Here is a 13,616-nt window from a genome sequence, read left to right as displayed (position 1 = left end):
GCGTTATACACAGCCGCCCTGCCAACCGCTAGTTGGAAATCCGCTCAAGACTACAACCCCTTGCGGCAAAAGCCTAATTCGTTGGCGCGGCGGCCTCGCCCGAACTGTCGGCGGGCCGCCGGAACGCCGCGACCGGCTATTCGGCTGCCTCGCGCAGGTAGCGCGCGGTCCGGTTGCGCATCGTCACCAACTCCTCGGCGGCGGTGGGATGCAGCGCCATGGTGGCGTCGAAATCCGCCTTGGTGGCCTTCATCCGGATCGCGATCGCGATCACCTGCACCAGTTCGGCGGCCTCCGGGCCGACGATATGGCAGCCGAGCACCCGGTCGGTGGTGCCGTCGACGATCAGCTTCATCAGGATGCGCGACTGGCTGCCCGACATCGTCCCCTTCATCGGACGGAAATCGGCCTTGTAGATGTCGACCACAGCATGGGCCGCCCGCGCCTGCGCTTCGGTGAGCCCGACGGTGCCGACCTGAGGCTGGGAGAATACCGCCGTCGGGATACAGGAATAGTCGACCTCGACCTGCTTGCCGCCGAACACGGTGTCGGCGAAGGCATGGCCCTCGCGGATCGCCACCGGGGTCAGATTGGTGCGATGGGTCACGTCGCCGACCGCATAGATGTGCGGCACCGAGGTGCGGCAGTGCTGGTCGACCGCGATGCCGCCATTGTCCGGATTGATCGCGACCCCGGCCTTTTCGAGCCCGAGATTGGCGACCGCCGGATGCCGGCCAATCGCGAACATCACCTGGTCGGAGGCGATGCTGGAGCCGCCCGACAGATGCGAGGTGTATTCCTCGCCGAGCTTTTCCACCGCGGTCACGGTGCATCCGGTGATGATGGTGATGCCGGCCCGCTCCATCTCGGTGCGGACATGGGCGCGCACGTCCTCGTCGAAGCCGCGCAGGATGTTGTCGCCGCGGTACACCAGCGTGACGTCGGAGCCGAGGCCGGCGAAGATGCAGGCGAATTCCAGCGCGATGTAGCCGCCGCCCTGGATCAGGATGCGCTTCGGCTGCTGCTCGAGGTGGAACACCTCGTTGGACGAGATCACGTGCTCGATGCCGGGAATCGGCCGGCCGTGATTGGGCGCGCCGCCGGTCGCGATCAGGACGGTCTTGGCCCGCACCTGTTCGCCGGTCGACAGCAGCAGCGTGTGCGGATCCTCGAACACCGCGCGCGCCTTGACGGTGCGGACACCGGAGTTCTCGAGATTGCCGGCGTAGATCTGCTCCAGCCGGGCGATCTCCTTGTCCTTGTTGGCGATCAGCGTCGCCCAGTCGAACTCGGCGGTCGGGATGGTCCAGCCGAAGCCGGCGGCATCGCGAATTTCTTCGTGGACGTGCGAAGCGTACACCATCAGCTTCTTCGGCACGCAGCCGCGGATCACGCAGGTGCCGCCGAACCGGTACTCCTCGGCGACGACGACGCGGGCGCCGTAGCCGGCGGCGATCCGCGCGGCGCGAACGCCGCCAGAGCCGCCGCCGATGACGAACAGGTCCGCGTCGAAGTCGGTCATGTCGCCTCGCTGGTCGATCAGATGGTCTTGCCGCGCTTGCGCATCTCGGCGCGGAATTCGCCGTTCACTTCCTCGGCGAACTTCTGCGCCCACTGGTTCATGAACTGCATGCTTTCGGCGATCGACTTCGGCTCCTGGGTCAGCAGCTTCTGGCCGAGCGGCGACTTGTAGAAGGTGACGAGATCCTTCAATTCCTGCTCGGTGAAGTCGGCGGCGTAGATCTTGGCCATGCCGTCGCCGATCTCCTTCTCGCGGCCGGCCATCTTCTTGGCGATCACCACCGCGACGTCCTTGAGATCCTGCTGATAGTTCAGATTGCTCTGCATCAGCGTATCCATGGTGCGCTGGATGATGTTGGGTACCGCCTGGGCGTAGATGCCGCCGGCCCGCTTCAGTTCGAGGATCTCCTTGGCGGACGCGATCGCGGCCGGGGTCGGCTGCTTGGTCTGGGCCTGGGCCTGATGCCCGACCATCGCCACGCCGACCACCAGGGCGGCGGCGAGCAATGCCTTCGACAGATATTTCATTACGGTTCTCCTGAGATTATCGGCGCTCATGCGCGTTCGATGGTTCGGATTCCGGTCGCCCCCGCCAACACCACGGTGCGCGCGATTCCGACAAACAGCCCGTGCTCGACCACGCCCGGAATCGCGGACAGCAATTGGGCCAGACGGGGAGCATCGGGAATCCGCCCGAGCTTTGCATCGACGATCCAGTGGCCACCATCGGTGACGAAAGCATGGCCGTCTTTGCCCGGGCGGAGCTTTAGTTCGCCGGCGCAGCCGGCCGCCGCACACGCGTCCTGCACCGCCCGGCGAGTCGCGGCCAGCCCGAAGGGAATCACCTCGATCGGCAGCGGGAAGCGGCCGAGGGTGTCGACCAGCTTGGATTCATCGGCGATCACGATCATGCGATCCGACGCCGCCGCGACGATCTTCTCGCGCAGCAACGCCCCGCCGCCGCCCTTGATCAGATCGAGATTGCGGTCGACCTCGTCGGCACCGTCGACAGTGATGTCGAGGTGGTCGATTTCGTCCAGCGTCGTCAATTGGATACCGCAACGCTCGGCATCGGCGCGCGTCACTTCCGAGGTCGGCACCCCCACCACGTCGAGCCCGGCACGCACCCTTTCGCCAAGTAGTTCAACGAAGTGCTTCGCAGTCGAACCGGTCCCGAGGCCGAGCTTCATCCCGCCCCGCACCTCGTCCAGCGCCCGCGCCGCAGCCCGCCGCTTCAACTCTTCCTTGTCCATGACCCGGCCTACCCCGTTTCCGCCCTCGCTGTCCCCGGCGCGGCGCGGCATATCTAGCGGCGTTTGACCGAGACGAACAGCACGGATTCTGGGGTCGAGCGCCGCCAGATGGTTGCACATTCCCGCAGAGAAGGTTAGCGGTCGATCATGACCGCATCTCCCATCGTTGTGTTCGATCTGGACGGCACGCTGGTCGATACCGCGCCCGACCTGATCAATGCCCTGAATTTCATCTTGATCCGCGAAGGCATGCCGGCCGTCCCGATGGCCGTCGCGCGCAACATGATCGGGCAAGGCGCGCGCCGCCTGCTCGAACGCGGCCTCGAGCTCGACGGCCGGATCATCGCTCAGGACGACATCAACCGGCTGACTGTCGATTTCATCGACTACTACGCAGCCCACATCGCCGACGAGTCGCGCCCCTTCGAAGGGCTGGAAGCGACGCTCGACGAGCTGTCGGAGCACGGCTATCGCTTCGCGGTCTGCACCAACAAGCTGGAATGGCTGTCGAAGCTGCTGCTCGACCGGCTCGACCTCAGCCCGCGCTTCGCCGCGATCTGCGGCGCGGACACCTTCGGGGTCGCCAAGCCGGACCCGGCGATCTTGCGCGAGACGGTGGCCAAGGCCGGCGGCGACCTGTCGGCGGCCATCATGGTCGGTGACGCCGGTCCCGACGTCGGCGTCGCGCGGCGCGCCGGCGTGCCGGTGATCGGGGTGGAATTCGGCTACACCGAAGTGCCGATCGCGGAGCTCGAACCGGACCTGCTGGTGGGCCACATGCGTGAACTGCCGAAGGCGGTCGGACAGTTGCTGCCACGCCGCTGACCCGAAGGCGATACCTTTGAGATTGTGGCGGAATTTGGTTCGCTAACAGGCTGCGTTAACTAACTCTTAAGTTTGTCGGCCGCGCGGTTGCCAGCGTTGCGGCAGGCTCCTATGGTCCGCCCGGGACTGTGGCCGTTGGCCGCACTGAACGGATGGGATCACATGCGTCAAATCGTAGTCATCGCCCTGGCAGGGCTCTCGCTGGGCGGCTGCGCGTCGATGTCCGACGCGTTCAAATCGACTCCGCCGGACGTCACGGTACAGCTCGATTCGATTCCGCCAGGGGCGGACGCCATCGCCTCCACCGGGCAGAGCTGCAAGACGCCGTGCTCGATCAAAGTGCCGCCGGCGGATTTCAGCGTGACCTTCACGATGGACAAGTTCCAGACCGCAATCGTTCCGGTTCAAGTGGTCGTAGCGCCCGGCGGCTTCATGTCAGAAGGCGCCACCACGGTGACGCCGAATCCGGTGACCGCGGAATTGCAGGCGGCCAAGCCGGCCCGCAAGTCGCGCCAGGTCCGCAAGCCGCGCGCGGCCAAGCCGGCCGCGGCGGCCGAGGCACCGGCGGAAGCCTCGCCGTTCCCTGCCCCCGCCGAAGCCGCGCGCTGATATTGCGCTGCATCTATTGCGTCGCACCACGTTGCGTGATTGTGCGGGTCGCTGATCGTGCCTAGATAGTGCGGAGCCACTTGCCGCGACCGGCGGCGACCGCGACAGGGCAGCCCGCATGACCAGCGCCGCGATCAATCCGCCAGACGCATTGTATCGGCCGATGGCCGATCCGTTCGGCCGGACCATCGACTACCTGCGGGTTTCGATCACCGACCGTTGTGACTTCCGCTGCGTGTACTGCATGGCGGAAGACATGACCTTCCTGCCGCGCTCCGATCTGCTGACTCTGGAAGAACTCGACCGGCTCTGTTCGGCCTTCATCGCCAAGGGCGTGCGCAAACTGCGGCTCACCGGCGGGGAACCTCTGGTTCGCCGCAACATGATGTCGCTGGTGCGCTCGCTGTCGCGACACCTCGACAGCGGCGCGCTCGACGAACTCACCCTCACCACCAATGGCTCTCAGCTCGCTCGCTTCGCCGCCGAGCTTGCCGATTGCGGCGTCCGCCGCGTCAACGTTTCGCTCGACACGCTCGATCCGGTCGAGTTCCGCCGGATCACCCGCTGGGGCGAGCTCGACCGGGTGCTGGCCGGGATCGACGCCGCCCGCGCCGCAGGGCTCGCGGTGAAGATCAACACCGTCGTGCTGAAGGGCTGCAACGAGGACGAGATCCCGTCGCTGATGCGGTGGGCCCACGGCCTCGGCATGGGGCTGACGCTGATCGAGGTGATGCCGCTCGGCGAGATCGGCGAAGGCCGGATCGATCAGTACGTGCCGCTGTCGCTGGTCCGCGCCCGGCTCGCAAGCAACTATACGCTGACCGACCTGCCCGACTCGACCGGCGGCCCCGCCCGCTACGTCCGGGTCGAGGAGACCCGGGGCCGGCTCGGCTTCATCACGCCGCTGACCCACAATTTCTGCGAATCCTGCAACCGGGTTCGGATCACCTGCACCGGCACGATTCACACCTGCCTCGGCCATGAGGACGCCTCCGACCTGCGCCGCCCGCTGCGCGCCTCGGCCGACGACGCGCTGCTCAGCGCCGCGATCGATCGGGCGATCGGAACGAAGCCGAAGGGCCACGACTTCATCATCGACCGCCGCCACAGCCGCCCGAGCGTCAGCAGGCATATGAGCGTCACCGGGGGGTGAGTGGTCATCGCCCTCCGGCGCGACCTAATCACTATCGCTACTGAACATCACGCTCCTGATTGCCATTTTCCAATTGACGGAACGGTGATGCGCTGATTTGGTGCGCTCGCTTCGCGAGCCCTCGGCTACCAAGGCCGCTTCGTGTCGTGACCGCGCGGGCCGGGCGAAACGGGAGGAGACCGAGCGTTGCGAGCATTGCTTGGACTGAGCAGGATCATCGACGCCTTCAATACTGTCGTGGGCCGCTGGCTGTCCTGGCTGGTCGTCGCCGCGGTGTTGATCTCGGCGGTCAACGCGGTTGTCCGCAAGCTGTTCGACATGTCGTCGAACTCGTTCCTGGAATTGCAGTGGGTGCTGTTCAGCGTGGTGTTCATGCTGTGCTCCCCCTGGACGCTGCTCAGCAACGAGCACATACGCATCGACATCATCAACCACAAGCTCCCGCTCAAGCTGCGCGGCGCGATCGACATGATCGGTCACGTCTTCTTCCTGTTGCCGTTCGCGGTGATCCTGCTGTGGTGGTCGATCCCCTTCTTCCTGGTTTCCTACCAGCAGAACGAGCAGTCGTTCAGCGCCGGCGGCCTGCCGCAATGGCCGGCCAAGTCGCTGATCATGATCATGTGCGTGCTGCTGATCATTCAGGCCGTCTCGGAGATCATCAAGCGCTTCGCGATGATGGTCGGAGCTATTCCCGACAGCAACGCGTCGCCACAGGGGGCGCAGAGTTCGGCGGAACTCGAAGCCGAGCGGCTGTTACTCAACGTCGGCGGCGACAAAAAGTAAGCCGCTTCGTGGTCATCGCATTGGGGGGCCGGTCCGCATGACCGCATTGTTGATCCACTACATGGCGCCGATCATGTTCGCGTCATTGGTGGTGTTCTTGCTGCTGGGCTATCCCGTGGCGTTTTCGCTCGCCGCCAACGGCCTGCTGTTCGCCTTCATCGGCATCGAACTAGGCCTGTTTCGCCCGGACTTCCTGCAGGCGCTACCCGACCGCGTCTACGGGGTGATGAACAACGAGACGCTGCTCGCGATTCCATTCTTCACCTTCATGGGGCTGGTGCTGGAGAGATCCGGCATGGCGGAGGATCTCCTCGAGACCATCGGCCAGTTGTTCGGCTCGGTCCGCGGCGGCCTCGCTTACGCGGTGGTGTTCGTCGGCGCCCTGCTCGCCGCCACCACCGGCGTTGTCGCCGCCTCGGTGATCTCGATGGGGCTGATCTCGCTGCCGATCATGCTGCGATACGGCTACGACCGCCGCGTCGCGACCGGCGTCATCGCCGCGTCCGGCACGCTGGCGCAGATCATCCCGCCGTCGCTGGTGCTGATCGTGATGGCCGACCAGCTCGGCCGCTCGGTCGGCGACATGTACGAAGGCGCCTTCATCCCGGGGATCGTGCTGTCGCTGCTCTATGCGAGCTACATCTTCCTGGTGACGGTGTTCGCCCCCAAGGCGGCCCCCGGCCTGCCGCTCGAGGCGCAGACCCTGCGCGAGCCCGAAACCATCCGGCACCCGGTGATGATGCCGCTGGCCGCGCTCTCGGCCGGCGGCGCGGCGTATCTGCTGGCCGTGCACAGCGACATCTTCGCCTGGAGCATGCCGGCGTTCGACAAGGTCGGCCTGTCCAGGCTGGTGATGCAGGCATTCTGGTTCGTGGTCCTGACGGCCGTGCTGTTCCGGCCGTTCATCGGCATCATTCGGACCATGACGATGTCGCTGTATCTGGTGGTCGTCGCCTCGACGGCTGCCGGCATCATCGCGATGCGCTTCACCGACGTGAAGGCGGGGGCCGACTACATCGTGCTGACGATGTCGATCACCGTGGCGGTGTCCTTTGTTATCGCCGCGCTCAACCGGGTGCTCCGGCTCAAGCTGCTGTCCAAGCTCGCCGAGCAGGTCGTGTTCGTGATGGTACCGCCGCTCGGTCTGATCTTCCTGGTGCTCGGGACGATCTTCATCGGCGTCGCGACGCCGACCGAAGGTGGTGCGATGGGCGCCGCAGGCGCCATGGTGCTGGCGCTGATGAAGCGCCGGTTGACCTTCGACCTCACCCGGCAGGCCACCGAGTCCACCGCCAAGCTGACCGCCTTCGTGGTGATGATCCTGGTCGGCGCCCGCGTGTTCTCGCTGACCTTCTACGGCGTCGACGGCCATCGCTGGGTCGAAGAGCTGCTGGTGTCGCTGCCCGGCGGCCAGCTCGGCTTCCTGATCTTCGTCAACGCCTTCGTGTTCGTGCTGGCGTTCTTCCTCGACTTCTTCGAGCTGGCCTTCATCGTGATCCCGCTGCTCGGACCGGCGGCGGACAAGCTCGGCATCGACCTGATCTGGTTCGGCGTGATGATGGCGGTCAACATGCAGACCTCGTTCATGCACCCGCCTTTCGGGTTCGCCCTGTTCTATCTGCGCTCCGTGGCTCCGAAGGTGCCGTATATCGACCGCGTCAGCGGCAAGCAGATGGCGCCCGTCACCACCGGCCAGATCTATTGGGGATCGGTGCCGTTCGTGGTCATCCAGCTCATCATGGTCGCACTGGTGATCGCCTTCCCGGCGATGGTGATGCACTACAAGGGCGCAGCCTCGACGATCGACCCGTCCAAGGTACAGATCGAGATCCCGCAGATCGAGATGCCGCAGATCGATCTCGGACCGCCGAAATTCTGAGCAGGCCCTCTCCCCGTCATTGCGGAGAGCGCAGCGACGAAGCAATCCAGGTCACCTGCACTGAGCCGCCCTGGATTGCTTCGCTGCGCTCGCAATGACGGTGAAGTTACTGCGCCCCTATCCCCGACTACGATTGGCAATAAAAAAGCCCGGCCTCCTCGCGGAGGCCGGGCTGATTTGTTCTGCGATGCTTGCTGGATCAGCCGCGGGTGCGCGAGCGGATCATGAAGCTGTCGTAGGTGTATTCAGCGACCTGCCACCACAGATATTGGTCGGACCGATAGGCCTGCATCGCGTCGATCGCCTTCTTGAAGTCCGGATTCTTCGCCGAGAGTTCTCCCCACAGCTCATTGGTCGCCTTGAGGCAGGCGTCGAGGATTTCGTTCGAGAACGGACGGAGCTGCGTGCCGCTCGCCACCAGGCGCTTCAGCGCCGTCGGGTTGAGCATGTCGTAGCGCGCGTTCATCCAGGTGTTGGTGTTGACCGCCGCGTTGGCGAGGATCGTCTGGTAGTTCTTCGGCAGCGAGTTGAACTTTTCGAGGTTGGTGAAGGCATGCACGGTCGGGCCGCCTTCCCAGAAACCCGGATAGTAGTAGTACTTCGCGACCTTCTGGAAGCCGAGCTTCTCGTCGTCGTAGGGACCGACCCACTCGGCGGCGTCGATGGTGCCCTTTTCCAGCGCCGGGTAGATGTCACCGCCGGCGATCTGCTGCGGCACCACGCCGACCTTCTGCAGCACCTGACCGGCGATGCCGCCGATGCGCATCTTGAGGCCGCTCATGTCGGCGACGGTCTTGATCTCCTTGCGGAACCAGCCGCCCATCTGGGTGCCGGTGTTGCCGCAGGGGAAGCCGACCACGCTGTACTTCTTGTAGAATTCGTTGGCGAGCTCGTTGCCGCCGCCCTGATACAGCCAGGAGTTCTGCTGACGCGCGTTGAGGCCGAACGGCACCGACGCGAACACCGCGAAGGTCGGATCCTTGCCGACGTAGTAGTACGACACGGTGTGGCACATCTCGACGGTGCCGTTGGACGTCGCGTCCAGCGCCTGCAGGCCGGGGACGACTTCGCCCGCCGCGAACACCTGGATCTGGAACTTGTTGTCGGTCATCTCGGCGACTTGCTTGGCGAGATACTCGGCGCCGCCATAGATGGTGTCGAGCGACTTCGGGAAGCTGGAGGTCAGCCGCCACTTCACCTCGGGAGACGACTGCGCAATCGCCGGGGAAGCCACCGCGGCTGCCGCCGCAGCGCCGGTAGCTGACACTTTCAGAAAGTCACGACGTTTCATAAGGCATCTCCTTGTTGCCGGCGTTTCCCGGGATTCCATGCGCGCCCGACCAGAAAAGCGGACCGCGGAGCCGTTTGTGGCGAAGCGTCTCTAACACGGATGATCACCCGCAGAAAACGCTGCGACCGGGTAGATATCTGAGATTCAACCAAAGTCGAAGGTCGAAATTCCGGCGTGATCGCAGCAGGCCGATGGCGATCGGACCGGCGAAGCGGCCGGTCCGACTCGCCTCCGATCACTTCGCAGTGCATCAATTCGCCGCGAGACTCCGCAGCCGGTCACTCACCTTGGCGGCGATCGCGCGATAGATCGTCGCATGAGGTCCGTTCGGCTCGGTTTCGACCACCGGCCGTCCGGCGTCCGAGGTGGCGCGGATTTCCATGTGGAGCGGGATTTCGCCGAGGAACGGCACGCCGAGCCGCTCGGCCTCGTGCCGTGCACCGCCATGCCCGAAGATATCCGACCGGGTGCCGCATTCGGGGCAAAGGAAGTAGCTCATGTTCTCGATCACGCCGATCACCGGCACGTTCACCTTGGTGAACATCGCCAGACCGCGCCGGGCGTCGATCAGCGCCAGATCCTGCGGCGTCGACACGATCACCGCGCCCTTCAGCGGTACGGTCTGCGCCAGCGTGAGCTGCGCGTCGCCGGTGCCGGGCGGCATGTCGACCACCAGCACGTCGAGCTTGCCCCAGTCGACGTCGCGCAGCATCTGGGTGATCGCGGACATCACCATCGGGCCGCGCCAGATCATCGGCGCCTCTTCGTCGACCAGGAAGCCGATCGACATGATCGAGAGACCGAACCGCGCGATCGGAATCATCCGCCGGCTGTCGTCGAGCTGCGGCTTCTCGTGAATCCCGGTCAGGCGCGGCACCGACGGACCATAGATGTCGGCGTCGAGCAGCCCGACCTTGAGACCGAGGTCGCGCAGGCCGAGCGCGAGATTGAGCGCGGTGGTCGATTTGCCGACGCCGCCTTTGCCGGAGGCGACCGCGATGATCGCACCGACTCCGGGGATCTCCGCCTGTTTGGGAAGGCCGGCGCCCGGCGCGCCGGCGGGACGATGCGCCGACACCGGAGCCACGCCGGGTCTTTGCGGCGCAGGCGCACTGCCCGGCTTGCGCTCAGCGGTCAGCGCGACCAGCGCGCTGGCGACCCCGGGCGTGGCCCGCACCGCGGCTTCGGCGTCGCTGCGCACGCTTTCCCAGGCGCGCGCCTCGGCCGCATCGACATTGATCGAGAAGTATACCTTGCCGTCGGTCACGGCGATCTCGGACAGCACGCCGGCCTTGGTCAGCGGCACGCCGCGCGGCGTCGTCACCTTGGCCAGGCTGTCGAGAATCTGTTGCTGGGTCACGCTCACTGCAAGTCTCCTGCCCGCTTTGCGAGCCCACCGATCACATGCGGTCGATCGGTTCAAGCGGGGAAATGGTTCCTGGCCGGCGGGGCGTAGCGACCGCGACCGGCGAAGGCGGAGCCTCGGTGCGGCCATGCTGCGATGCAAGGGGAACGTTCCGACACGCCCCTCAACGAGGCTTGCTCCGCAAGGCTCGCGCCGTATGCTGACGGCTCCTCCTCGCGCGCCTGCACCGGGCCGCCCTCGCCACAACCCGATCGGGCGCGCCGCGCGCTTCGTCCAACTGAAGGGTCCAGACATGGCCAAAGTCGCTTTCCTCGGTCTCGGCGTCATGGGGTTTCCGATGGCCGGACATCTCGTGAGCAAAGGCGGCCACGAGGTGACGGTGTACAACCGGACGGCGGCCAAGGCGAAAGCCTGGGCCGAGAAGTTCGGCGGCCGCACCGCCCCGACCCCCGCCGAGGCGGCCGCCGGCCAGGACTTCGTGATGGCCTGCGTCGGCAATGACGACGATCTGCGCGCGGTGACGACGGGCACGGATGGCGCCTTCGCGGCGATGAGCAAGGGCGCGATCTTCGTCGATCACACCACCGCCTCGGCAGAGGTCGCGCGTGAACTCGACGCCGCCGCGAGCGGCGCCGGCTTCCACTTCATCGACGCGCCGGTGTCGGGCGGCCAGGCCGGTGCCGAGAACGGCGTGCTGACGGTGATGTGCGGCGGACGGCCGGACGACTTCGCAAAGGCCGAGCCGGTGATCGCCGCCTATGCGCGGATGTGCAAGCTGCTGGGACCGGCCGGCAGCGGCCAGCTCACCAAGATGGTCAATCAGATCTGCATCGCCGGGCTGGTCGAAGGTCTGTCGGAAGGCATCCACTTCGCCAAGAAGGCTGGCCTCGACGTCGACGCGGTGATCGACACCATCTCCAAAGGCGCCGCGCAGTCGTGGCAGATGGAGAACCGCCACAAGACCATGAACGACGGCAAATACGATTTCGGGTTCGCGGTGGAATGGATGCGCAAGGATCTGTCGATCTGCCTCGCCGAGGCGCGGCGCAACGGCGCCAGCCTGCCGGTCACCGCACTGGTCGACACCTTCTATGCCGAGGTGGAGACGATGGGCGGCCGCCGTTGGGACACCTCCAGCCTGCTGGCGCGGCTGCAGCGCTGAGAACCCGACTGTTTCGGCGGCGCTCGCGGTTTTCACGCAGCCTTCACCGTGATCGTTAGCCACCTGTTAACCGGAATAATCTTCCCTCTAAGGCTGCTCTTAAGGATTTGCCGCCAGATATAGGCTGGGGAAACCGCGCGCGTTTGCGCGCAGGATTTGTGTTGGTTGATGAGTGAGTCCGCCGAAAAGCCCGAAGTCTTTCAGCTTCCGGCTGAGCCTCCGGTGGCCGCGCCGGCGCGCAACCGGCGGGCGGCGGCGCAGCGGGTGCGTGAGGCGCGCGACCGCCTGACCTCGACCAGCGGCACGCGCCCGGCCTTCGACCACGAGCTCGTTCGGCAATATGCCGAGACCCGGCTGTCGGCGTCCTACGTCGTGATGCTGCTGGTGGTGGTCACCGGCGTGCTGTTCGGGATCTGGATGGACCCGCTGGCGGCGGGCGCCTGGACGGTGGGGATGCTGAGTATCCACGCCGTGGTGATCCGCAATTGCAGCCGTTTCCTCCAGGAACCCGCTTCATTGCCGCGGACCCGGATCTGGCGGCGGCGGTTCGTACTGCTCGACCTGCTGTACGGCCTCGCATGGACCGCGATCCTGATTCATCCGACCGGCCTCAGCGTGGTCTCGAGCACGCTGCTGATGTTCCTGATGCTGCTGGTGGTGGCGGTGTCGTCGATGCTGGCGGCGAGCCTGCCGATCGCCGCGCTGGCCGCCACGGTGCCGGTGACGGCCGCGATCGCGGTGAACTTCGCGCTCAGCGGCTCGTTCGACAAATACATTCTGGCGGCGCTCACCGTCGCGGCCGAAGGCTACTTCGCGCTGCTCGCGCACCGGCTGCACTCCACCACGCTGGCGACGCTGCAGGCGCGCGCGGAGAAGGACGTGCTAATCGCCGAGCTCGAGCAGTCGAAGGCGATCTCCGACGAGGCCCGGCACCGCGCCGAGGCCGCCAACGTCGCCAAATCGCGTTTTCTGGCGCAGATGAGCCACGAGCTGCGCACGCCGCTCAACGCCATTCTGGGCTTTTCGGAAGTGATGAAGAGCGAGATCTTCGGCGCCCACGCGGTGCCGGCCTACAAGGATTACTCCGCCGACATCCACAATTCCGGCGTGCACCTGCTCAACCTGATCAACGAGATCCTCGATCTGTCGCGGATCGAAGCCGGCCGCTACGAACTGAACGAGGAGGCGATTTCGCTGGTGCACGTGGTGAGCGACTGTCACCACCTGCTCAAGTTGCGCGCCACCAGCCGCGGCATCACCATCCACGAGGTGTTCGAGCAGGGAATGCCGCGGATCTGGGGCGATGAGCGCGCGGTGCGCCAGGTGGTGCTCAACCTGCTGTCGAACGCCATCAAGTTCACGCCGCAGGGCGGCGAGATCTGGCTCAAGGCCGGCTGGACCGCGTCCGGCGGGCAGTATCTCAGCGTCAAGGACACCGGCTCGGGAATTCCGGAAGAAGAAATTCCGATCGTGCTGGCCTCGTTCGGCCAGGGCTCGAACTCGATCAAATCCGCCGAACAGGGCGCCGGCCTCGGCCTGCCGATCGCCAAGAGCCTGATCGACATGCACGGCGGAACCTTCACGTTGAAATCCAAGCTGCGGATCGGCACCGAAGTGATCGTCACCTTCCCGCCGGAGCGGGTGATGTCGGCGCTGGCGCCGCTGAACGAGGCGCCGCCATTGCAGCCGGACGCCGTCGAGACCAGCGAGACGAGCCGTGCGCGCCGGCAGCCGATCATGAACGCCGGCACCGGATTGTGAGATCGGGACTTGC

12 protein-coding genes are annotated in these 13,616 nt (G+C 65.7%); 7 read left to right on the top strand and 5 right to left on the bottom strand.

Annotation, left to right across the window (positions count from 1 at the left end):
- Positions 1-136: 136 nt before the first annotated feature.
- The 3 genes from gor to rpiA are packed head-to-tail and all read right to left on the bottom strand — an operon-like array spanning position 137 to position 2,774.
- Complete coding sequence (gene gor / locus FLL57_RS05915) at positions 137-1,522, bottom strand: glutathione-disulfide reductase (protein WP_013503207.1); 1,386 nt, start codon at positions 1,520-1,522, stop codon at positions 137-139.
- Between the two features lie 17 nt (positions 1,523-1,539).
- Positions 1,540-2,049, bottom strand: coding sequence for a DUF2059 domain-containing protein (locus tag FLL57_RS05910; RefSeq protein ID WP_013503208.1), 510 nt, complete (start codon positions 2,047-2,049; stop codon positions 1,540-1,542).
- Between the two features lie 26 nt (positions 2,050-2,075).
- Positions 2,076-2,774: a ribose-5-phosphate isomerase RpiA gene (gene rpiA, locus FLL57_RS05905; protein WP_013503209.1), complete on the bottom strand. Its 699-nt coding sequence runs from the start codon at positions 2,772-2,774 to the stop codon at positions 2,076-2,078.
- Between the two features lie 147 nt (positions 2,775-2,921).
- Between rpiA and FLL57_RS05900 the strand changes: the two genes are divergently transcribed.
- The 5 genes from FLL57_RS05900 (at position 2,922) to FLL57_RS05880 (ending at position 8,023) form a co-directional block, all read left to right on the top strand.
- Positions 2,922-3,599, top strand: coding sequence for an HAD-IA family hydrolase (locus tag FLL57_RS05900; RefSeq protein WP_013503210.1), 678 nt, complete (start codon positions 2,922-2,924; stop codon positions 3,597-3,599).
- A 162-nt stretch (positions 3,600-3,761) separates the two neighbouring features.
- Positions 3,762-4,208, top strand: coding sequence for a hypothetical protein (locus FLL57_RS05895; RefSeq protein WP_041807410.1), 447 nt, complete (start codon positions 3,762-3,764; stop codon positions 4,206-4,208).
- A gap of 118 nt (positions 4,209-4,326) precedes the next feature.
- On the top strand, positions 4,327-5,361 hold the full coding sequence (gene moaA / locus FLL57_RS05890; protein ID WP_142882385.1) for a GTP 3',8-cyclase MoaA: 1,035 nt from the start codon (positions 4,327-4,329) through the stop codon (positions 5,359-5,361).
- Positions 5,362-5,547: 186 nt separating this feature from the next.
- Complete coding sequence (locus FLL57_RS05885; protein ID WP_142882384.1) at positions 5,548-6,144, top strand: TRAP transporter small permease subunit; 597 nt, start codon at positions 5,548-5,550, stop codon at positions 6,142-6,144.
- A gap of 37 nt (positions 6,145-6,181) precedes the next feature.
- Positions 6,182-8,023, top strand: coding sequence for a TRAP transporter large permease (locus FLL57_RS05880; RefSeq protein ID WP_142882383.1), 1,842 nt, complete (start codon positions 6,182-6,184; stop codon positions 8,021-8,023).
- Between the two features lie 199 nt (positions 8,024-8,222).
- Here FLL57_RS05880 and FLL57_RS05875 read toward each other — a convergent pair whose 3' ends face one another.
- The gene (locus FLL57_RS05875; RefSeq protein ID WP_013503215.1) at positions 8,223-9,314 is read right to left on the bottom strand and encodes a TRAP transporter substrate-binding protein; all 1,092 of its coding nucleotides are present in this window, start codon (positions 9,312-9,314) and stop codon (positions 8,223-8,225) included.
- A gap of 250 nt (positions 9,315-9,564) precedes the next feature.
- Positions 9,565-10,680 carry an Mrp/NBP35 family ATP-binding protein gene (locus FLL57_RS05870; RefSeq protein WP_013503216.1) on the bottom strand — a complete coding sequence of 372 codons (1,116 nt, stop codon included), beginning with the start codon at positions 10,678-10,680 and terminating at the stop codon, positions 9,565-9,567.
- Positions 10,681-10,972: 292 nt separating this feature from the next.
- On the opposite strand from FLL57_RS05870, the gene FLL57_RS05865 reads away from it, so the two are divergent.
- Both FLL57_RS05865 and FLL57_RS05860 read left to right on the top strand, forming a co-directional pair.
- A complete protein-coding gene (locus FLL57_RS05865) occupies positions 10,973-11,842 on the top strand; it encodes an NAD(P)-dependent oxidoreductase (protein ID WP_142882382.1) in 870 nt (289 codons plus the stop codon).
- A gap of 168 nt (positions 11,843-12,010) precedes the next feature.
- Entirely contained in the window at positions 12,011-13,603 is a 1,593-nt protein-coding gene (locus FLL57_RS05860; protein ID WP_013503218.1) for a sensor histidine kinase, read from the top strand.
- Positions 13,604-13,616: the final 13 nt, after the last annotated feature.

Origin of the sequence: Rhodopseudomonas palustris, assembly GCF_007005445.1 — a bacterium.
Taxonomy (GTDB): Bacteria; Pseudomonadota; Alphaproteobacteria; order Rhizobiales; family Xanthobacteraceae; genus Rhodopseudomonas; species Rhodopseudomonas palustris_G.
Note: the sequence above shows the minus strand (reverse complement) of the source record. Positions and strands in the feature narration are given on the sequence as shown.

Excerpts from the sequence above, each read along its gene's own strand:
- FLL57_RS05865 (WP_142882382.1), top strand. The coding sequence starts at position 10,973 with ATGGCCAAAGTCGCTTTCCTCGGTCTCGGCGTCATGGGGTTTCCGATG.
- FLL57_RS05900 (WP_013503210.1), top strand. The coding sequence starts at position 2,922 with ATGACCGCATCTCCCATCGTTGTGTTCGATCTGGACGGCACGCTGGTC.
- FLL57_RS05875 (WP_013503215.1), bottom strand. The coding sequence starts at position 9,314 with ATGAAACGTCGTGACTTTCTGAAAGTGTCAGCTACCGGCGCTGCGGCG.
- FLL57_RS05895 (WP_041807410.1), top strand. The coding sequence starts at position 3,762 with ATGCGTCAAATCGTAGTCATCGCCCTGGCAGGGCTCTCGCTGGGCGGC.
- gor (WP_013503207.1), bottom strand. The coding sequence starts at position 1,522 with ATGACCGACTTCGACGCGGACCTGTTCGTCATCGGCGGCGGCTCTGGC.
- rpiA (WP_013503209.1), bottom strand. The coding sequence starts at position 2,774 with ATGGACAAGGAAGAGTTGAAGCGGCGGGCTGCGGCGCGGGCGCTGGAC.
- FLL57_RS05880 (WP_142882383.1), top strand. The coding sequence starts at position 6,182 with ATGACCGCATTGTTGATCCACTACATGGCGCCGATCATGTTCGCGTCA.
- FLL57_RS05910 (WP_013503208.1), bottom strand. The coding sequence starts at position 2,049 with ATGAAATATCTGTCGAAGGCATTGCTCGCCGCCGCCCTGGTGGTCGGC.
- moaA (WP_142882385.1), top strand. The coding sequence starts at position 4,327 with ATGACCAGCGCCGCGATCAATCCGCCAGACGCATTGTATCGGCCGATG.
- FLL57_RS05860 (WP_013503218.1), top strand. The coding sequence starts at position 12,011 with ATGAGTGAGTCCGCCGAAAAGCCCGAAGTCTTTCAGCTTCCGGCTGAG.